Below are 20,361 nucleotides of genomic sequence, written 5' to 3' on the forward strand. Positions count from 1 at the left end.
CTTCTCAGCAAAGAGTTTTAACAATATTAATATCAAGAAATAGCTAATTTGTCTGTGCTTACAAATAAATAGCCGCTATTCAAACAATCAATGAGTTACCTTGGTAAATTCATTTTCCATCGCATTAAATAATGAGCCAATTAACTGGGTATCCAAGGTTACAGTATCCTCTTTTAAGGCCGTATCGACAGCCACTGCTTTTACATACAGCATTTCACACTCAAACATATTAGCTGCACCTTTGAGCATATGCACATTTTTGCTGAACCCTTCTAAATCCATTTTTTTATATTGTTCTAGCATTTCTTTGTACTGTGTCTCTAACCCTTTTATATAATCATTTTTTAATGCCTGAAACTCTTTTTCAGGCAACTTTATATCTGCTAACTCATCGCATTCTAAATAACTGGCAATTTTATGACTAAAGGCATTTCTATCGATTGGTTTAGCAATCAAATCATTAAAGCCCTGCTTCATATAGCGCGTCACTTCATGCTTCATAGTATTCGCTGTTAGCGCAATGATAGGCACGCTTACTCCGGTTGCTTGCATCATTTTTAAAGCTTCTTGGCCGTCCATAATCGGCATTTGAATATCGAGCAAAATAAGGTCAAAGCTGTCTTCGAGGGTTGCTTGTACTGCGTCTTTACCATTTTCAACAGTGGTCACTGTCAGCCCCATACGCTCTAGTATTCGCGCAATTAAACGTCGGTTGTCTGGGTGGTCTTCGGCAAGTAATACCCTGCCCTTTAAATTCTCTGGTGCATCAAGCTTACTAAACGGTGAGGTTTCAACAAGTTTCACTTCGCTCATATCATTGAGCCAACGAGTGTTGTCTGTGGTGTACACCGACATAGTGAAAATAAACTCACTGCCAGAGCCGACATTACTTTTAACGCTGATATCCCCATCCAATTTCTGCGCAAGGCTCTTTGAAATATTAAGACCAAGACCCGTGCCACCATACTGCCTAGAAATACTCGAATCAGCTTGATAAAAAGCACTAAATAACAACTGCTGCTCTTTTTCAGTCATACCAATGCCAGTATCTTTTACACTAATTGACAACTTATCGTTGTGACAGCTCACAGTTAAGGTTATACGCCCCACTTGCGTGAACTTAAGGGCATTGGTTGTTAAGTTTAATAAGATTTGCCTTAATCGACTCGGATCGGTAATCAAGTAGTCTGGTAATGGGAACTGATAATCGACACTGAACTTTAAGCCCTTATCGCGAATTTGCTTGCCAATGAGCGACTCTATATTGGCAATCGTGGCAAACAAGTCTGTTTCGACTAAATCAATTTCGAGCTTGTTAGCTTCAATCTTCGACATATCGAGGATATCGTTAATTAATCCAAGAACATGACGACTATTTTGCAAAATAACCCCAATTCCATGGTTGCGCTCATGGGGCTTAATATCCCCGAGCATAATGCCATCTGCATAACCAATGATTGACGTCATTGGGGTGCGAATTTCATGACTGATATTCGCTAAGAAACGGCTTTTAGCCTCATTTGCATCGCGAAGCTCTGAGGCGAGTTCTTCAAGCTCCAACGTTCTTAAATGGACTTTTTCTTCTAGATTTTTGTTGAGCTCTACGTTGTCATCGTGAAGCAGTCTAAACTTATCGGCCACAGCAAACGCCAGCAACATAGCGTCCATAGCGGTGCCTATCAAACCCAATAAATATAAATTAATGGAGGTTGCTGGCAGCAAGCCTAAATTAGTTAAATTACCTACCATATTCGGTAGCATCATGGCTATGTAAGCAAGCACAAAATATCGCGCTGGCTTAAAGCCAATAAGCATACAGCGAATACCTATGTATAAGCCTAAACATAAAGCAACGCCCGTCACTAACGTTGACCAATAAAAACCAAAGCTTGGCCATAAAATACAAAACGGTATACCCAAGGTCGCGATCACACCCACCATCAATGATAATTGCGCCAGTTTTGGAAATGCCTCTTTGAGTTTAAGCAAGTTGTTGTAAAACAGAATATTGGTTAATGGCGTGAGCGCAAAGCCAAGCCAATGAAGGTGAGGATTATAGTAACCAAATAGCTGATCCGAAATATGGAAAAAGTGGCTCCAAGCAAACACCCAAGATGCAGTAAATAATGCATAGTAAAGATGTGTCACATCACGGGAAACCAAATAAATTAATAAGTTATATAAGCCAAGCGCAATACCCACCCCAAAGCAGAGCATCATGACCATATTTTCAACGGTTATATTCTGAAAATAATCTTGGTATGGCGTTAATACTAGCTTTGCAGGGGTATAAAAGTAGTCACTTTCAAAATAGGTAATTAGCGTATAGCGCTTGCCTTTCTCAAGAGACAAACGATTACCATAGTGGAATGCAAACTGATTTGGCTCTTTACCACCCGTTACAAAGTGCTGTATGGGGGCTGTTGGATCAGTGATATCGTAAATGCGGCTTTCTATTTTTGAAACCAAGGTGTTATACGGATAGAGCACTAGATCTTCGATATCACTTCGATTTTCAATTTCAACAATTAACCAATAACTACCACCAACCGAGCTTATTCGAGATTGTGGCTTTTTGCTGGCTCGCCAAGTATCAATTTCAGCCACCGATTGCGGGAACATATTATCGTTCGCCGTAAACACATCACCGACATCATGAAGATTTTGATCAGCCACAGCATCGGTGTAGACAAACGTCTCTTGTGCATTAGCCGAAACACTTAATAACAACAAAAACAGCAGAGTACTAAAATACAGCTTAAACCGCATTCACAAAACCCCTGTACCAGTGTGGAGATGGCAACGACTAGAATTGCAGTGAAACATCAAAGCCATAGCGACGCCCTTCCCCTTTAAAGTCTTCAAGCATGCCTAGGAACGAGCTTAAATCGAACTTTAACTGACTGTATTCAGTATCAAATAAATTTTTGCCCCATAAAGTAAATGACCAATTTTCAACATCGTATTTTAGATGCGCATTAACAATGCTAAAACCGTCTTGGCGGGCATATGGGTTCATGTTCTGGTCAAAATAAAACTCAGACTGATAATCGTAAATAATGTTGGCCGATAACGGATACGACGCCAAGCTGGTGTCGTATTTTAACCCCGCTGATACATTCCATTTAGAAGTAAATGGTAGTTGGTTATCGGTAATACTATTACCAAGTGGATCAACGTATTCTTCAAATTCAGCATGAGGGATATAGCCTACTGAAAGTAGCATGGCTAGTTGTTTAGTTGCTTGGTAATTAATTTCAGTTTCAAGGCCGTAAATAGTTGAATCAGCCACATTTTCAAGTAATTGCACTGGGGGCATTTGCGGTGTTTCTGACGCTTGGTTCATAAACACTTGTTGGTCGTTATAATCATAATAAAACGCCGCCCAATTCATTCTAAGTTGCTTCCCAGGCCAGAACGACTTTAAGCCAATTTCATGGGCATTTAAGCGCTCTTTTCCATAGTTTGCCAAGATTGCTTGTTCTTCGGATGACAAAAAGCCGCCATTGTAGCCACCACTTTTACTACCATTAGCAAAACGATAATAAAGATTGCTTGTATCTGAATAGCGATAATTAACGGCAAATTGCCCGGTAAAACCGTTATCCGATTGCTCATCGGTAACACGATAAAATGGTACCAGTACCCCATCTAAGTCGTTTACATCAACCACCGCATTTAAGGTGGCGATTGAGTCATACTCAAGTGACTCATAGTCATATCTAAGACCGGCTGTAATCATCCATTTATCTGCGACAGGCACTTCAATTTGGCTAAATACAGCCAAATTTTGCATCTTGATTTCGTTATCGTAGATAAAGGTCGCGGTTAAATTTGTCGGTAAAACACCCCGGAAATCACGCAAAATATCATTTAAATTATCTTGCTCAATTGTCTCATCGGCAAAATAAATACCACTGGTGAGTGTGTAATCAGCAAGTTCGTTTAATAACCTGAATTCTTGGCTGAATAGTTGGGTATCTAACCCTAATACCCCTTCGCACAAACGAGCTGGGGAGCCATCGCAGTTAAAAGCGTGGCTTCTTTCTAAATCGTTAAAGCTCGACAGTGAAGTAAATGTACTTTGCTCGTTTAAATGCCAATTCAGTTCAGCAATAAAACCGTAGCCATCGGATTTATGAGGTGAGTCGTTATTGACGCTCACCGCAAAGAAGTCATCACTGCCATCATTAAAACCAAAGTTATCAAAACAGCGTGTTGAGCCCGCATCTGCTGGTGAACACAGCTCACCCGTTAAAGGGTTTGCGACAATACCAATACTACCAACTGGCTGGGCAATACCATCCCAATCTTCAATATGCGCTTGCAGGTAAAGATCAACCTCATCCCACTCAGACAAAAAAGACACACGGGCATTTTTTTGCTCCATGCCTGCTGTTGGCGAGTCTGCATAAGTGTTTTTTGTTGAGTATTCGTAGTCTTGATAGTTAACCGCAATTCGTAATGCACTGGAACCTGATAGTTGCTGGTTCCACATACCATCAACGCTGGTGGCATTATTGTTGGCAACGCCTAATGTCAACGAGCCATAGCTATCAAACTCAGGGCGATTTGAGCGTATAAGAATTGCACCACCGGTAGAATTACGACCAAACAAGGTACCCTGCGGGCCGCGTAAAATATCGAGCTGTTCAATATCGTACAAGTTAACAATTTGATTATTAGCAGACCCCACCGCAACGCCATCAAGATACATAGCAACAGGTGAGGTATTCGCCGTATTGTAATCAAGTAACCCCACCCCACGGATACTCACAGCGGGAGGCGTCCCTTCTGCGGCGTTTTGGGTGATTTTAACATTTGGCGCAAACAAGCCAATTTCAGTTGAATCTTTAAAATGCTGAGCTTTTAAAATTTCGCCATCCACTTGGCTTACCGCTACACTCACATCTTCAATTGCTTGCGGACGCTTTTGTGCATAAACGCTAATAACTTCCATGTCTTTTTCAGTCTCAGCTCCTTGTGCAAAAGCGCTTGCCATTACACATGCTGCCAAGCAGGTGCTCGACATCATCATAAATTTAGGATCATTCAGAAAGGGTCGCTTCATTGGCTTTTAGACCTTAAAAGAGGGAAACTTGTTAAATTGTTGTAATTTAGTGGTAAGTATAGACCAAACAATAGATTAAAGTCGCATATAAATCATGAAAATTCATGACTTATACGCATACTTATTTATAACTTTGCTCACCCTAACTTTTTTCGAATGCATGCTCTCCGCTAATTTCGCTTGGCCAACCACATATTGCCCGCGCTGTTTGCATACCGGCCATTACAGCAGCCTCAACACAGCCAGCATTAACACCGGTTTTTATCCAATCGCCAGTGATGCGCAAATTGACAAACTGACTGCCATCAGTAGCTAGGCGGTATTTACTTGTATCAACCACAGATAAGACGTAGCGCTCACTGGGATCAACATTAACGCGCCAGTATTGTTGCTCGAGAGCAGGTAAAATGCTGTGCGGATCACTGTAAAAAACCTGCCAATCAAATTTGTTATCAATATAGGCTTGAGGCCAAAGTGGCCGCATATCTGCACTAAACAAATTATGCATATTTGATTTTACTTCGGCTTTCATTTGCTCTGGGAATTGATGAGCACTGGCAGGTGGATAGTTTTCGCAGCTAAATGCACTGCAAAAATAGGCAATGTTCACGGGCGCATTTTCACTTGGCCAATCTTCTTTATCGAGCAAGTTGCCCATTGCCGCCCAGGTATCAAACGGCTCAACAAAGCCACTTAAAATAGGTCCTTCATGAGCGGCATTGGTTTGCGTAAAGCCAAGTTGTTGGTCGGTTTTATTCAACCATACCTGGCAAGCCTGAGTCGCTACACTTTGTACTTTTGTAGCTTGTTGAGAGAGCGCGTAATCTACAGCTAAAAGTTCAGGGGCCACGTGTTCAAGTGAGGCAACCGATACACCTAAAATAAGTGTGTCAAAATCAATACTATGGCGAAGCGTCACTGTTGGCAATGGGGTACCAAAGTGCTCTTGATACACCTCGGGCCAATTACTCCAAAATGACTCTAAATTGATTTGATATTCTTGTAATAAGTGCGCTTGTTCAGAGCTGATTTGCTCATACAGAGGCTCACTTGGCCAGCATGGTAGCTGCTTAACATCGATGAGCGGATCATAGTCTTGGCCAACTAAACTCACCTGTTGGCAAAGCTCAATTTTACTTACCAGCTGTTCACCTTGGTCAGTTTGCCCTGCAGCTAAGTTAGTTAACTGATGGAAAAACTTAAACTTAACGCCGCGCTGCTTTAAAAGTTCATAAATTGGCCCAAAAATGACATCGCCCATCCCAGCTTGCATTTTCCACATCACGCCGCCTTTATAGCAAAGACCTATACGTAACATGGCAAGGGCGGCAACGCCTGCTTCAACATTGGGTTTATTAAAGTCACCTTTAGGGTATGCGAACACCAAATCATAAAAGCCACGCACTGGCGCTGAATCGACACTGTAAGTTTTGTTAGCACCATTTTTTTCGAGCCACTGACGAAAGTCGAAGCAATTAATGACACCAAAACCGTCGCGATATACTTTGTCTTTAATCAATCCGGTGAGCATTGCAATCGCAAGATCGGCACAAATATAAAGTCTGCGCAGCTCTGGGTTGTCATCGAGTAAATCAATAACTTGGTCTTTAAACCAACGTTTTAACTTTCTGACGATATACCAAATCACCAGTCGATCGGCCTGTTTATCTGTATGGGTGGCCTGCTTTTCGGTGAACTGCAGCAAATGAGTTATCAATGTTCGTGGGTTCGAGGCAATTTCAGTTGCGCCTGCTTCAATATCATCGATGAATTTCTTTGCGCCATTTAAATGGGTATCAATGTCTGCTTTGATTTCTTGATACATGTGTTTGAGTAACGATTGATCCCGTGACTTTTTAGTCACTAAAGTGGTTTTAGCGTCTTGCTGCTGACAAACATGTTCAATACCTTCGGTCCATTTTTTTAGCCATGCTAATGTCATGGTGACAAAGTCCCACACTGTTATATCTAGGCTGCCATCAGCGGGGTTCCCTTCAACGGTAGGAAAATCTATCGGCCAAGTTTGCCATTCGTTATCAATAAACTCTTGTAAAGCAATAAAACTGTGTGGTTTAAATGCCTGCTGCCAAGTAGCCAATGAACAACTAGCAGGTCGATTGAGTGCGTTATACACCCCTTCTAAGGTGCGAAAGCTATTTACGTAGGCACCAAACCAAACATGTAAACCATGCTCTTCGATTCGCTGTCCAAAATGGGCGTTTCGGCCACTCGCCCCTTTACCACCTAGGCGCCACCCCTGTTGATAAATGGTAATCTCGCGTTGGCTTTGCCAATTAGCTTGCTCGGTTAAATACACTGCCGCGGTCATCGCTGCGACACCGCCACCGACAATGGTAATTTTTTCTTTTTCCATGGTTACCCCTGTACCGGTAACAGTTGTGTTGCGCCAAGCTGGTCAAAGTCCATATTGACGTAAAAGGGTAAATGAACCGCTTGTTTGCCAAGTGCAATGCCAAACATGTCATTCAGAGGAAAGCTCGCAAGGGCTTTTACATCCAAACTAAAATCATTGTGTAAAAGTTTTAATTGGTGAATTTTTTTGATTAAAGATGGTGAGTGAACCACGCTTTGATAAACGGCTTTATCTCCTTGACCATCGGGAAATTGTTTAAACAAAATCTGATCCATCTGCGGATGAATAAACCCGTCTAATAATTGTTTAAGAAGTGATAAATCAATGCCTTGAATTTGCGCATCAAACAAGTCTGTAACGTGTTTAGAAAATTGCGATAAGTTATCGAGTAGGTTTTCCTTGGTACTTGCCTGGGTTTGCTCAATAGTTAATAGCTCATGCATCGCTAATTTAGAGTCTGGGTTAAACACATCAAAACATTCTAAAGAAATGCTAAAGGCGCCCGCATCACTCACAGTCGCAGGCATTTGATATTCACAGAGGTATTTATTATAACCCCAGGCTTCTCGGCCATTAATTAAAGCATAAATGTTATTGACGCTAATAAATGCCGGATACCAATATAAATGACTAATGTCACCACCTTGCATTTTTGCGACTGGGAGCCAAATAATAATATCGGTTTCTTGCATCCAGCCATGCTCTGAAAACGGTGGCGTTAACGAAGAGATTTTTTCGATATCAGTAAAGGTAAGTAAACAAGTACTCCCTAACACATTAAACGAGGTTGATTCGGTTGCTAGTAAATTTAAAGTTGCATCAACATACTGCTGCATTTTTTGCTCACACCCTGCAACAAAAAATCCGTACATTTGCGCATTGATCATTCGACAAGGTGGTTTAGCAACCGGGTTAGATAAGAAATGGCTGTAATTTGCTTGGTCCGTCATAGTTATTACTTATATTATTGTTTAGTAATGACTATAGACTAGTTTTTAATGGTTGGTGGTAACTTCTAGATGACAACTTTCTTTTAACAGTTGTTCTGTAAATTGCTGATAGCCAAACTGATTAAAATTTTCAGATAACGGATTCATAAAACCATGACCAAAGTCGGCTATTTCACAGCTCACCTTTGCTTTGCTTTTTAATGAAGCAACCACAGGCTTAATATCAAAATGCTCTTCACTGTGAGGAAAAATAAATCGACAAGGGACGTTAGCCTCAAGCTCAAGATGATATCTAACTTGGGATGGATAAAAGGCAATAATTTTTTTAATGAATGAATTTTTTAACTCTGCTTGAGCTCGCCAAACGGCAGCAGCGCCTGCACTAAATGCAATAATCGTGGTTGGCTGACGAATAGCAGCCATTTTTAAATGTACTTTTTCAAAATAACTATCATGGCCGCATTGTGTTAAGAAATGCTGGTATTGAAACTGCTCATTTATAGGGAGCTGAATTTCTCCTTGGTAAGGGTCGCAAAGACTCACCTTACCGCGAAGCTGCTGGGCAAGCAGCGATAAATGCGCTGTTTTACCAAATATATCTGACACCAAAAGGTAATTCATATGCATACTTCTTATTGTTATTTTGTGCCTAATTACAATACGCCCGTTTCTATTAAACATCCAGAAATTATTTATGATGTTTAAAAAATAAACCTTGCGCTTAGTTAATTCTTACAGTACTCTACTTGTCTGGTTTTTAGAAACCACGCGGTTAACCCCTTACCTTGATCCAGTAATTCCCGCATATTCGTATAAATACTTGCAACTCGTTTGCTAAATGACATTTTGATGAATTTTCAAATCATCACCAAACTGTCACAAACTTAGTCAACACTGTTAGCAAGACAACAAATGTCGGTCTGTATTTTTTAAATGCCTATTAAAGCTCTACAGACACAGACAAAAGAAAGAGTGAGTTTTATTATGTCATATAAATACAACGGATCTTTGATCCAGATCGCACACCCAGTGCAATCAATCTCGGTAAATAAACAGCGTGTAATTTTTAGTGACACGCAAGGCTTAAAAAACGCCATCTTCCAAAAGGCCAGTGATGCACGCCAATTTGTGAAGTGGCTAAAAGCCAACTAAACCCTACCGATAAACGCCAGCCAATACGCTGGCGTTTTAGTTTTTCATCACCAGCCTGCATATAGCTAAATTCCTGCTACACTTATATTTTAAGCCCACAAATAGGTAGTAAAAATGCGTTTTACGTGCTCTATTTTACTATTACTTTTCTGCCTGCCAGTTGCTGCAACCAAGCAACCGAAGTCCATTGAGTGGATCATGGTTGATTTTGCTCCCTACTACATCATGAATGACAAGTACGAAGGCACAGGTCGTGACGAAAGTGTGATCAAATTACTAGAGCAATTTCTGCCAGAGGTTTCATTTAAACGCACTTTATTGCCGGCTAGTCGTGCCGTGCATGAACTATCAAACCCACACAACAATTACTGTATGCTGTCGTTATATCAAAGCGAGCACCGTAAGCAGCATATTCAGTTTACAGAGCACACTTCAACAGTGGGTTTATCACCCTCGATTGCCATACGTAAAGAGTTAGCCACAAAACTTAAGTTAGACGTCACAAAACCCGTGTCTTTAAAATCGTTATTAAACGAAAAACACTTGGCATTAGGGGTATCAATGAGCCGCTCGTTTGGCGCCGATATAGATAGCGTGATTAACGAAAGCCATGACGCTAATATTATCTCACGCCCCGGCAGAGATACACTCGCAAGCTTAACTTATATGCTGCATAAGAAGCGCATTGATATATTACTTGGCTACCCTAGCGAACATTACTATTTGGCGCACTCAATGGGCTTTAAAGATGAATTGACCCAACTGACACTCACCGAAGCACCGGCATTAAGCGTTGGTTATATAGGTTGTACAAATAACAAACAAGGCAAAGAAACGGTAAAACTACTAGATGAAACCCTTGAAAAAATAGCTCACACAAACGCTTTTCATGATGTTTTAGTTCGCTGGCTACCTGATAATTTACAGCCCATTTTAGAAAAAAGGTTAAAAGATAGAAACGAAAGTGCCGCTCATTGAGCGGCACTTTTAATTTCCTAACCCACAAAGTTATGCGAATTGGCAGTCGTATTAATGGTGCTTACTTACGCACACCTTCAATGAATAAACCAATATCAACATGGGTTGAAGCAGGGCCAAGATTGTAGTCGATACCATAGTCAGCTAGTTTAAGGCTTGTTTCACCTTCAAAACCAACACGGTATCCACCCCATGGATCTTTACCTTCACCAATTTTATCAATTTCAAAAGTAATGGTTTTAGTCACACCATTTAAGGTGAATTCACCTGTTACATCTGCTTCATCACCGTCTTCACCAAACTTGATTGAGGTGCTTTTGAATGTTGCCGTTGGGTATTTATCAACATTTAAGAAGTCTTTTCCGCGTAAGTGCTTGTCACGCTCAGCATGGTTTGAGTCGATGCTTTTAGTATCAATCGTTACATTGATTTTAGATGCATTAGGCGCTTTATCGTCATAACTAAAGTCACCTGAAAAAGTATTAAAACGACCATGTAACCAGCTGTAACCTAAGTGCTTAATTTTAAAAGTTACAAATGCGTGTGCACCGTCTGTATCAATAACGTAGTCAGCTGCATTTGCGTTTGCTGTTGAGAAAAGTGCAGCACTTAGTGCTGTGCCTAATAGTAATTTTTTCATTTTAATCATCCTTCAATGGTTTGATCATTCTAATTAAGGTTTTATCTTTATCGATAAAATGATGTTTTAGTGCCCCTAAAGCATGTAAAACAACCACAGCTATTAGCCCATACGCGGCATAAAAGTGAATTTTACCTGCAATATCTTCTTGGTTTGCGACCGACTCTGGTAATGCCGGTACAGCAAATAAATTAAATACTTCAATTGCACGGCCATCAGCCGTAGAAATTAAATAGCCTGATGTCACAATGACGACTAAAGCTAAATAAATTAGTTTATGGGCTGAGTGTGCAACTCGATTCATTGCTTTTGAACTGCCTGCAACAGGCTCAGGTTGGGTGCCTAACAAGCGCCAACCAAATCGAAACAGCAATAATGCCGCTAAGGTAATACCAACGCTTTTATGCAGGTCCAAAGAACCTTTGTACCAAGCGTCGTAATAGGTTAGCTCAACCATATATACGCCTAAGCCAAACAAACCAAACACCCCAAGTGCCATTAACCAGTGCACTAAGATGGCCACCCAGCCATAACTTGACTTTGAATTCTTTAACATACTCATTTCCCATGAGAATCGTGAAACTAGGTACAGCTTAGCTTAGGATTTATATAATGAAAATAGCGTAAAACGAACAGCTTCTGTGCGTATATGCACACCCAGGCAAAGGAGAAAGGTGAAAGTAGCAAGGGGAAAGTGGAAAGGAAAAAGACAGAAGGTGCTAGGTGCTAGGTGCTAGGTGCTAGGTGCTAGGTGCTAGGTGCTAGGTGCTAGCAATATTATGAATACTCGTTGATAAAAGCATCTAATTCTTAACGTGATAAATTTTGAGTTTTACGCACAACCGTTTAATCACTCAACCCAATAAACTCAGCCGATTTCAAAAGAAGTGACGCCAAAAATACGGTTTAATGGCAAGTTCGGACATTCACCCGTGTACATTCTGGCGGTTTCAAATGACACCTGCATGTTGTATTTCTGTGCCAAAGCAACAGCAGCTTGATTGATTTCGGGCGTATCAAGGAAAATAGCGTCGGATGCACTCGCTTTAGATTTTAAAGCAAGGAACAAAGATTCAGCCAATTCTGGTGAGTCGGCAAATAGAGGGCCAATTTTAAAGCCGTTCTGGCATTTGCGAATAACGCCGTATCCTGCCAATTCCCCATTTTGCATTACGCCAAACGCATCGCATTGGGGTTGGCTTAACCAGGCTTTAGTAAAGTTTGCTCTATTTACTGGGAAAAAAGCCTGTTCGTATGCGTCAATAATTTCGAATGGCACAGTCTTAAGATCAACAATGTCTGCATTTTGCGGTGAATTACCACCGCCTACTCCTGCAAAACGGATATTGCGATAAGCCAGATTAAAACCAGACTTTTTATAGTTCTCTTGCTGCTCCACCACACCATCAAGGCCAATATTCAACCCTTCAAGGCGCTTTAACGCGGCATTCCAAATTTGCATTCCGTAGCCTTTGCCTCGGTAATCAGGTTTAACAATGTAAAAGCCGATAAAGCCAAATGCATCGTGATAATTAATGGCAGAAATTGTAGCAATAGGTTCATCGTCTAGAAAACCAACTAGAAATCCTTCAGGATCAGCAGCAAAATAACACTCTGCATCATTAAGGCCCGGATTCCAGCCTTCTGCTGCAGCCCAATCAATCATGAGTTCGACTTCCTTCTTGGTCATGGTTTTGATTGTAAAATGTTTACTTTGCATCTGCTTTCCTTATATTTTTCAGTCTACTCTGACAGCTAACTTAAAACTTACTGCTTAAAACCATTAACTTCTAGTTATTCGCTTTCTTCCACCAAACCAACATAAATCTGGCTATTGGCATCTACCTGAAAGCAGCTGATCAGGTTTTCTTTCACCAGCTCTAACATGGCGATAAAGCTTACTACAACGCCACTTCTGCCCTCTTCTACCGTAAAAAGAGTGCTAAAAGGCAGCTGTGATTGAGCCTCTGAGAGTTTATCTAAGATTAAGCTCATCCGTTCACGGGTCGATAAGGCTTCTGCGGTAATATGATGGTGTTCAAATGTTTTAGCTCGGGCCATAACGTCGCTTAGCGCAACTAACAAGTCTTTCATGTCAACGTCAGGTAACAGTACCTCACGCTCACTGAATTCTGGCACCAGTGCTTCGGCAACAAAGATATCGCGGCCTTCGCGAGGGATTTCATCAAGATTTTCTGCGGCTTTTTTAAATTGTTCGTATTCTTGTAAACGTCTTACAAGCTCAGCTCGTGGGTCTTCTTCCTCTTCAAGCTCTTCATGTTTTGGTAATAATAATCGTGATTTAATTTGTGCTAATAGCGCCGCCATCACAAGGTATTCACCTGCCAGCTCAAGCTGAAACTCGCTCATCATTTCAACATAACTCACGTATTGCTCTGTAATACTAAAAATAGAGAGCTCTAGTACATCGAGTTTATGTTTTTTGATTAAATACAGAAGTAAATCGAGAGGACCTTCAAAGGTTTCTAAAATGATCTCTAATGCATCGGGGGGAATATATAAATCTTCAGGTTTATCAACCACCGCTTTACCATGCAAAAAAGCCAGTGGCAGCTTTTGCTGTACTGGCTCTTGTAAATTATCTGGCGCGTCAAGCTCTGGGCTAGTCAATGAAGTCTCTACTCAAATGGTTTAGTATCACCACAACCCACACGTAAGATTTCGATATCATCATCCGACAAGTCAATTACTGTGGTTGCCTGTTCAGGAAGATAACCACCATTAATAATTAAATCAACTTGCTTTTCAATGCGATCGCGAATTTCATCAGGATCTGCCTCGGTATATTGCTCACCCGGTAAAATTAAAGAACATGACATTAACGGTTCACCTAATTCAGCCAATAAAGCACAGGTGATTGGGTGTTCGATAACACGAATACCAATGGTTTTTTTCTTTTCGTTTAATAAACGCTTTGGTACTTCTTTAGTGCCTTTAAAGATGAACGTATAAGGCCCAGGGGTGTTATTTTTAATCAATCTGAATAACTGATTATCGACGCGAGCATAGGTAGATAGTTCCGATAAGTCACGGCAAACCAAAGTAAAGTTATGGTGTTTTTCAATACCACGAATACGTTCGATGCGCTCTTTTGCTTGCTTATTACCAATGCTACAGCCAAGTGCGTAACCCGAATCGGTTGGGTATACAATAACACCGCCTTGCTTAATAATATCAACCGCTTGGCTGATTAAGCGTGGTTGCGGATTATCTGGATGAATATGAAAAAACTGACTCATTACACGCTCCTATTGCCCTTCCCATGCTTGCCAAACCCCTTGGCAATCTTTTGGTAAGTATAAATTTTTACCCAACTCCAACCAACTGGTCGGAAAATGAAAATCTGACCCTTGTGACGCAAGTAAGCCATATTCACGGCAAAGTTCACCTAAAAACTGGCGTTCACTGGGTGCTTGCTGTGGTTGTGCAACTTCCATCGCATCGCCACCGGCATCTTTAAATTCAATAATTAATTTCCGTAGCCACTTATTCGACATTTGATAACGCCCAGGGTGTGCTAGAACGGCAACCCCACCGGCTTGATGAATGGCAGCAATTGCAGTTTGCATATCGCACCAACTACTTGGTACATAACCTGTTTTTCCTCGCCCTAAGTATTTCTTAAATACCCCAGGAAAGTTTTTAGCTACACCACGTTCAATCAGTGCACGGGCAAAATGCGCCCGTGTGATTTGGGCGTTTTCGGCAAATGTTTTTGCTTGGTCGTAAATGCCTTCAAAACCATTTTTAGCAAGGCGACGGCCTATCTCTAAAGCGCGCTCTTCACGCTTGCCTTGTTGCGCTTGTAATAATGACAACAGTGCGTCGTTTTCGTCATCAACATTTAAGCCAACTATATGAATTTCAAAACTTTCCCATTTTGTTGATACTTCAACGCCAGCAATTAATTTAAGCGGTAAATTATCATCTGCAATGACTTGGCGAGCTGGTTTTATCGCACTTAACGTGTCGTGATCGGTAATTGCAAACACATCTATGTTTTTCTCAACCGCGCGGTGTAACAATTGCTCGACTGATAGCTGACCATCTGAGTATGTGGTGTGGCTATGTAAATCGTATTTTATCAAAGGGAAAGACTGCTTTACGTAAGTTCTTGAATCAATGATGTGAGTATAACAAAAATTTACTGCGAGGGCGTGATTATCTTATGTAGCTATGTGTTTTACCCTCATAAATGGGCAATTGCGATGGGTAAATGCCGAACTCGTACTAATATGTAAATTAATACTTGACAGTATCCGCTTAGGTACGCTTTACTGTATGCACTTTCAGGCACATTAAATAAGCAATAACAATGAACAAAACAATTCAAATCACAATTTGGTGGTGGCACTCGTAACTAGCGGGTGACGAATTGTCGTGTCTAACGATTTCAAAACCCGCTCATGGTGCGGGTTTTTTTATATCTAAATTTTAAGGTTTAATAATGAATTACATAGCAACTCTTACACATTATTGGTGGTGGCGCCTGCCTTAGCGGGACGGTAAGGGTCTATCTAATTTATAGGCGTCTTTATACGAACCCCGCTAAGTATCACTTTGCGGGGTTTTGTTTTTAAAAGGTTTTGGGAATGAGGGAGAATGAGGTTTGATTTTTAGTCATATAACAACGACACCGGGTGAAGTAACCAGTATCACTCAAGTGCGCGACTACATCAGTAGCCCACTTGCGTTATACAGTTTACTCGATAAGCCTAATTCACTGTTGTTAGAGTCTGCTGAAATTGATTCTAAAGACAGTGTAAAAAGTCTGATTTTGGTTGACTCAGCGCTACGACTTGTTTGCCAAGGCAAACAGGTCACACTCACTGCACAGTCAAATAACGGCAAACAATTACTGCCTTATTTACAAACTCATGTGCAAAACTGCTCTGCAGAGCTTGTAGAAGATACATTAACGTTAACCTACAACGAGGTAGCAAGCGATATTGATGAAGCCAGTAAATTAGTGGCTGATAACGCATTTAGTGCGCTACGTAGCTGTATTAATAGTATTAAAAGCACCACAGATAATCCATTTTCTGTGTTCTTAGGCGGCGTGTTTGCCTACGATATGGTTGCTAATTTCGAAACCCTTTCTGATGTGCCTGACGGCGAGAACAGTTGCCCAGACTATGTTTTCTACCTAGCCGAAACATTAGTTGTCATCGACCATCAAGCAAAAACAACCGAGCTAATTGGCAATGTGTTTAACGGCCCTGAAGTCCATGCTAATTGCTTTGAAGTCGGCCAACAGTTAGAGCGTTTAAATGCCGTATGTGACAAAGCACAAAGCTACCAAGGGCAAAAGCAAACCGGCTCCAACCCAATTTCTGTTGATGTTAGCGACGAGCAATACTGCAAACATGTCATCAAGTTAAAAAACAACATTGTTGATGGCGATATTTTCCAAGTTGTACCATCACGTACTTTTTCTCTCGCCTGCCCTGACTCACTTCATGCTTACAGCCAACTTAAACAACAAAACCCAAGCCCATATATGTTTTACATGCGCGATGAAGAGTTTGTGTTATTCGGCGCATCACCCGAATCAGCCCTCAAATATTGCCCAGAGAGTAAGCAAGTTGAGGTATACCCAATTGCTGGTACTCGTCCTCGTGGCAAGTTTGCTAACGGACAAATTAATCCAGACCTAGACAGCCGCATTGAGCTTGAGCTTCGTAACGACCAAAAAGAGCGCGCTGAGCACCTTATGTTAGTTGATTTAGCGCGAAATGATGTAGCCCGTATTAGCGTAGCAGGCACTCGCCACGCAAAAGAATTATTAAAAGTAGACCGCTACTCACAAGTGATGCACTTAGTGTCACGCGTTGTGGGTACTTTAAAACCTGAACTCGATGCGCTACATGCTTACCAAGCTTGTATGAACATGGGCACCTTAGTGGGAGCACCTAAAGTACGCGCTGCTGAGTTAGTTCGTCAAACCGAACAAAAACGCCGCGGCAGCTATGGTGGTGCAGTGGGTTATTTAACAGGTGATGGTGCCATGGATAGCTGTATTGTTATTCGCTCTGCCTTTGTTAAAAACGGCACAGCCTACGTGCAAGCAGGTGCAGGTGTGGTATTTGATTCAGACCCACAATCAGAAGCCTTAGAGACCCGCGCTAAAGCACAAGCTGTGATCACTGCGATTCAATCGACTTACGAGGCACAATAATGACGACAACATCAGCCTATAAAATCTACTTTTTAGATAACTTTGATTCATTTAGTTATAACTTAGTCGATGAACTTTCTATGTTAGGGTGCCAGTTAGTGGTATACCGTAATAACATCAGTGCACAAAGCATCTTCGATAAAATGTGCCAAGAAACAGTACCTGTATTATTAGTGCTATCACCTGGCCCTGGCGCACCATCTGATGCGGGTTGTTTAATGGAACTCATTGACCTGTGTAAAGGCCGCTTCCCGATGCTGGGGATCTGTTTAGGGCAGCAAGCTCTCACACAAAGCTACGGTGGGGTTATTGGTCATGCAGGCGAAACTGTGCATGGCAAGTCATCAATTATTACGTTGACTGAGCACCCAGTATTCGCGGGTATGGGCGATAAAATGCCGGTTGCTCGTTATCATTCACTAATGGCAACTAAAGTCCCTGATGACGTTGAAGTAATCGCTTGTTATGAGAGTATTCCAATGGCAATTTACCATCAACAAGACAATGCCCTTGGCTATCAGTTTCATCCTGAGTCGATATTAACGCCAAATGGCGCATTGCTATTACAACAAAGCATTGAATTTTTAACCGCACGCGTGCAGTAGAGGAATAACATGGAAGCAACAACTCAAACCCAGTTAAACCAATTATTAGCAAAGCAAGATTTATCATTTTCGCAAGCAACTGCATTGTTTGATGCCATCATGAATGGCCAGCTTAATGATATTGAATTAACGGCTGCACTTATCGCCCTAAAACTGAAAGGCGAAACAAGTGATGAAATCGCCGGTGCGGCGGCATCAATGCGCGCCAATGCAGTGCCATTTCAAACCAGCAAAACCTTACTTGCTGATAGCTGTGGTACCGGTGGCGATGGCTCAAACACAATTAATATTAGTACAACGGCTGCTATTGTTGCTGCCGCTGCGGGCATCAACATGGTCAAACATGGTAATCGCAGTGTGTCGAGTAACTCGGGCTCTGCAGATTTACTAAAAGCCTTGGGTATCAATATCGATATGAGCCCTGAGCAAGCTGCCCATTGTTTAGACAATACCGGCTTTACATTTTTATTTGCACCGCATTATCACAGTGGTGTACGCCATGCGATGGGCGTGCGTACGGCCCTTAAAAGCCGCACAATTTTTAATATTTTAGGGCCACTGGCCAACCCTGCTGCCCCTGAGGTGCAATTGCTTGGTGTTTATGACCCTTCACTGTGCTTACCAATGGCCGAAACCTTAAAAACCCTTGGCACAAAACGCGCTATGGTGGTTCACGGTGCAGGCACTGACGAAATCGCCTTACACGGGACAACCAAAGTGGTTGAGCTTAATAACGGTGAACTGAGCGAATACACGCTAACAGCGAGCGATTTTGGTCTTGCAAACTATTCACTTGAACAACTAGCAGGCCAAGGCCCAGAATATAACGCAAAAGCAAGCTTAGCTATTTTACAAGGTCAAGGTGAAATGGCGCATAACGCTGCCATTATAGCCAACGTCGCCGCCCTTCTTTATTTAACCGATAAAGCAAGTGATTTAAAAGCAGCCGCAGATCAAGTAATCGAATTATTAGCATCAGGCAAAGCGATGGACACTTTGAACGCAATTATTGAGGTAAGTCATGGCTAACGTGTTAGACAAAATTGTTGCCGACAAACGTATTGAATTAGAACAAAGAAAAGCACAGCGCCCGCTTGAGTCATTCATTAGCGAGGTTGTGCCAACCAAGCGAGACTTTGAAGGCGCATTAGCAGCAACCGGTACGCAGTTTATTTTAGAATGTAAAAAGGCCTCACCGTCAAAAGGACTTATTCGCGAACCATTCAATTTAGACGAAATTACATCGGTTTATAAAAAGTACGCAACCTGTATGAGCGTACTAACAGATGAAAAATATTTCCAAGGCAGCTATCAGTACCTTGAATGCGTGCGCAGCCAAGTGGAACAGCCGCTTATTTGTAAAGACTTCTTTATTGATGAGTACCAAGTTTATTTAGCACGCTTATCTGGTGGTGATGCCATTTTATTAATGCTCTCAGTTCTTGATGATGAGCAATATTTAGCGCTTCACAAGGTGGCTGATTCTTTAAATATGTCGGTACTTACTGAAGTCAGTAATGAGCAAGAAGTTAGCCGTGCACTTGCACTTAATGCCAGCCTAATTGGTATTAATAACCGCGATCTTCGTGATTTAAGTACTGATCTTGCAACAACTGAGCGTTTACGTCAGCTTATCCCAAATGACAAAGTGGTAATTTCAGAGTCGGGCATTTATACCCATAAAGATGTAAAACGCCTTGCACCATTGTGCGATGGCTTTTTAATTGGCAGCTCATTAATGGCTGAGCGCGACTTAGAAGCCGCATGCCGTAAAGTCATTTTAGGTGAGAACAAAGTGTGCGGTTTAACCCGTTCACAAGATGCGATAGCAGCCTACGCCAGTGGTGCTGTGTATGGTGGCTTAATTTTTTATCCTAAGTCACCGCGTTATGTCGATATCGACTGTGCCAAGCAAGTTACGCAAAGTGCCCCGCTCGCGTATGTGGGTGTGTTTGTCAATGCACCTCTTGAACAAGTGGTCGATTATGCACAAAGCTTAAAATTAGCTGCAGTGCAATTACATGGTGACGAGAATAGCGAGTATATTCAAAGTCTCAGAAAGCAATTACCGCTTGGCTGTGAAATTTGGAAAGCCCAAGCCGTTAAAGGCGAATTACCCAAACCGCTTGAAGGGGTTGACCGCCATTTATACGACACTTACAGCAAAAGCCAAAAAGGCGGCACAGGCGAAGCATTTGATTGGTCTGTGCTAGAAACGGCAACCGTGCCGTTTATGTTAGCCGGGGGTTTAAACCCAGAAAATATTCACGCAGCGCTTTATCGCGGTGCTAATGGTCTTGACCTAAATTCAGGCGTTGAAGCGTCAGCGGGTAAAAAGTGCCAAACAAAATTACAAAATGCGTTTTCGCATATCAGAAATTATTGAGGTTAG

The 20,361-nt window shown here is 41.7% G+C and carries 17 protein-coding genes; 5 read left to right on the forward strand and 12 right to left on the reverse strand.

From position 1 onward, the window contains the following. Nucleotides 1-87: 87 nt before the first annotated feature. From BIZ38_RS11755 to BIZ38_RS11780, 6 genes are all read right to left on the reverse strand, one after another. Complete coding sequence (locus BIZ38_RS11755; protein ID WP_187490332.1) at nucleotides 88-2,769, reverse strand: 7TM diverse intracellular signaling domain-containing protein; 2,682 nt, start codon at nucleotides 2,767-2,769, stop codon at nucleotides 88-90. A gap of 37 nt (nucleotides 2,770-2,806) precedes the next feature. After that, nucleotides 2,807-5,071, reverse strand: coding sequence for a TonB-dependent receptor (locus BIZ38_RS11760; protein ID WP_187490333.1), 2,265 nt, complete (start codon nucleotides 5,069-5,071; stop codon nucleotides 2,807-2,809). A 142-nt stretch (nucleotides 5,072-5,213) separates the two neighbouring features. Continuing rightward, nucleotides 5,214-7,445 carry an NAD(P)-binding protein gene (locus BIZ38_RS11765; protein ID WP_187490334.1) on the reverse strand — a complete coding sequence of 744 codons (2,232 nt, stop codon included), beginning with the start codon at nucleotides 7,443-7,445 and terminating at the stop codon, nucleotides 5,214-5,216. 2 nt (nucleotides 7,446-7,447) lie between these two features. Further along, nucleotides 7,448-8,395 carry an acetoacetate decarboxylase gene (locus BIZ38_RS11770; RefSeq protein WP_187490335.1) on the reverse strand — a complete coding sequence of 316 codons (948 nt, stop codon included), beginning with the start codon at nucleotides 8,393-8,395 and terminating at the stop codon, nucleotides 7,448-7,450. 45 nt (nucleotides 8,396-8,440) lie between these two features. Further along, complete coding sequence (locus tag BIZ38_RS11775) at nucleotides 8,441-9,016, reverse strand: dienelactone hydrolase family protein (RefSeq protein ID WP_166340690.1); 576 nt, start codon at nucleotides 9,014-9,016, stop codon at nucleotides 8,441-8,443. A gap of 445 nt (nucleotides 9,017-9,461) precedes the next feature. After that, nucleotides 9,462-9,608, reverse strand: a complete 147-nt coding sequence (locus BIZ38_RS11780; protein WP_171043800.1) for a hypothetical protein — start codon at nucleotides 9,606-9,608, stop codon at nucleotides 9,462-9,464. Between the two features lie 53 nt (nucleotides 9,609-9,661). Between BIZ38_RS11780 and BIZ38_RS11785 the strand changes: the two genes are divergently transcribed. Further along, nucleotides 9,662-10,525: a TIGR02285 family protein gene (locus BIZ38_RS11785; protein ID WP_054552926.1), complete on the forward strand. Its 864-nt coding sequence runs from the start codon at nucleotides 9,662-9,664 to the stop codon at nucleotides 10,523-10,525. Nucleotides 10,526-10,586: 61 nt separating this feature from the next. Here the strand turns inward: BIZ38_RS11785 and BIZ38_RS11790 are convergent, their stop codons facing one another. From BIZ38_RS11790 to rnm, 6 genes are all read right to left on the reverse strand, one after another. Continuing rightward, on the reverse strand, nucleotides 10,587-11,165 hold the full coding sequence (locus BIZ38_RS11790; RefSeq protein WP_187490336.1) for a YceI family protein: 579 nt from the start codon (nucleotides 11,163-11,165) through the stop codon (nucleotides 10,587-10,589). Nucleotide 11,166: 1 nt separating this feature from the next. After that, a complete protein-coding gene (locus BIZ38_RS11795) occupies nucleotides 11,167-11,721 on the reverse strand; it encodes a cytochrome b (protein WP_138602332.1) in 555 nt (184 codons plus the stop codon). A gap of 312 nt (nucleotides 11,722-12,033) precedes the next feature. Beyond that, nucleotides 12,034-12,885 (reverse strand): GNAT family N-acetyltransferase, encoded by an 852-nt coding sequence (locus tag BIZ38_RS11800; protein WP_054552923.1) that lies wholly within the window; start codon nucleotides 12,883-12,885, stop codon nucleotides 12,034-12,036. Nucleotides 12,886-12,959: 74 nt separating this feature from the next. Continuing rightward, entirely contained in the window at nucleotides 12,960-13,796 is an 837-nt protein-coding gene (locus tag BIZ38_RS11805; protein ID WP_054552922.1) for a segregation and condensation protein A, read from the reverse strand. Nucleotides 13,797-13,804: 8 nt separating this feature from the next. Then, nucleotides 13,805-14,425, reverse strand: a complete 621-nt coding sequence (locus BIZ38_RS11810; protein ID WP_054552921.1) for an L-threonylcarbamoyladenylate synthase — start codon at nucleotides 14,423-14,425, stop codon at nucleotides 13,805-13,807. Between the two features lie 9 nt (nucleotides 14,426-14,434). Next, nucleotides 14,435-15,274 (reverse strand): RNase RNM, encoded by an 840-nt coding sequence (gene rnm, locus BIZ38_RS11815; RefSeq protein WP_054552920.1) that lies wholly within the window; start codon nucleotides 15,272-15,274, stop codon nucleotides 14,435-14,437. A gap of 521 nt (nucleotides 15,275-15,795) precedes the next feature. Here rnm and BIZ38_RS11820 point away from each other — a divergent pair. Genes BIZ38_RS11820 through trpCF form a run of 4 tightly spaced genes read left to right on the forward strand, consistent with a single transcriptional unit; the run spans nucleotide 15,796 to nucleotide 20,355 of the window. Next, entirely contained in the window at nucleotides 15,796-17,364 is a 1,569-nt protein-coding gene (locus BIZ38_RS11820) for an anthranilate synthase component 1 (protein ID WP_187490337.1), read from the forward strand. Next, nucleotides 17,364-17,969 carry an aminodeoxychorismate/anthranilate synthase component II gene (locus BIZ38_RS11825; protein ID WP_187490338.1) on the forward strand — a complete coding sequence of 202 codons (606 nt, stop codon included), beginning with the start codon at nucleotides 17,364-17,366 and terminating at the stop codon, nucleotides 17,967-17,969. Before BIZ38_RS11820 ends, BIZ38_RS11825 begins: the two co-directional genes overlap by 1 nt. A gap of 9 nt (nucleotides 17,970-17,978) precedes the next feature. Continuing rightward, nucleotides 17,979-18,998 (forward strand): anthranilate phosphoribosyltransferase, encoded by a 1,020-nt coding sequence (gene trpD, locus BIZ38_RS11830; RefSeq protein ID WP_138602342.1) that lies wholly within the window; start codon nucleotides 17,979-17,981, stop codon nucleotides 18,996-18,998. Continuing rightward, nucleotides 18,991-20,355: a bifunctional indole-3-glycerol-phosphate synthase TrpC/phosphoribosylanthranilate isomerase TrpF gene (gene trpCF / locus BIZ38_RS11835; protein WP_187490339.1), complete on the forward strand. Its 1,365-nt coding sequence runs from the start codon at nucleotides 18,991-18,993 to the stop codon at nucleotides 20,353-20,355. Before trpD ends, trpCF begins: the two co-directional genes overlap by 8 nt. Nucleotides 20,356-20,361: the final 6 nt, after the last annotated feature.

This window comes from Pseudoalteromonas sp. BZK2 (genome assembly GCF_014349195.1).
Classification (GTDB): domain Bacteria; phylum Pseudomonadota; class Gammaproteobacteria; order Enterobacterales; family Alteromonadaceae; genus Pseudoalteromonas; species Pseudoalteromonas simplex.

Excerpts from the sequence above, each read along its gene's own strand:
- BIZ38_RS11755 (WP_187490332.1), bottom strand. The coding sequence starts at position 2,769 with ATGCGGTTTAAGCTGTATTTTAGTACTCTGCTGTTTTTGTTGTTATTA.
- BIZ38_RS11760 (WP_187490333.1), bottom strand. The coding sequence starts at position 5,071 with ATGAAGCGACCCTTTCTGAATGATCCTAAATTTATGATGATGTCGAGC.
- BIZ38_RS11765 (WP_187490334.1), bottom strand. The coding sequence starts at position 7,445 with ATGGAAAAAGAAAAAATTACCATTGTCGGTGGCGGTGTCGCAGCGATG.
- BIZ38_RS11770 (WP_187490335.1), bottom strand. The coding sequence starts at position 8,395 with ATGACGGACCAAGCAAATTACAGCCATTTCTTATCTAACCCGGTTGCT.
- BIZ38_RS11775 (WP_166340690.1), bottom strand. The coding sequence starts at position 9,016 with ATGAATTACCTTTTGGTGTCAGATATATTTGGTAAAACAGCGCATTTA.
- BIZ38_RS11780 (WP_171043800.1), bottom strand. The coding sequence starts at position 9,608 with ATGCAGGCTGGTGATGAAAAACTAAAACGCCAGCGTATTGGCTGGCGT.
- BIZ38_RS11785 (WP_054552926.1), top strand. The coding sequence starts at position 9,662 with ATGCGTTTTACGTGCTCTATTTTACTATTACTTTTCTGCCTGCCAGTT.
- BIZ38_RS11790 (WP_187490336.1), bottom strand. The coding sequence starts at position 11,165 with ATGAAAAAATTACTATTAGGCACAGCACTAAGTGCTGCACTTTTCTCA.
- BIZ38_RS11795 (WP_138602332.1), bottom strand. The coding sequence starts at position 11,721 with ATGTTAAAGAATTCAAAGTCAAGTTATGGCTGGGTGGCCATCTTAGTG.
- BIZ38_RS11800 (WP_054552923.1), bottom strand. The coding sequence starts at position 12,885 with ATGCAAAGTAAACATTTTACAATCAAAACCATGACCAAGAAGGAAGTC.
- BIZ38_RS11810 (WP_054552921.1), bottom strand. The coding sequence starts at position 14,425 with ATGAGTCAGTTTTTTCATATTCATCCAGATAATCCGCAACCACGCTTA.
- BIZ38_RS11825 (WP_187490338.1), top strand. The coding sequence starts at position 17,364 with ATGACGACAACATCAGCCTATAAAATCTACTTTTTAGATAACTTTGAT.
- trpD (WP_138602342.1), top strand. The coding sequence starts at position 17,979 with ATGGAAGCAACAACTCAAACCCAGTTAAACCAATTATTAGCAAAGCAA.
- trpCF (WP_187490339.1), top strand. The coding sequence starts at position 18,991 with ATGGCTAACGTGTTAGACAAAATTGTTGCCGACAAACGTATTGAATTA.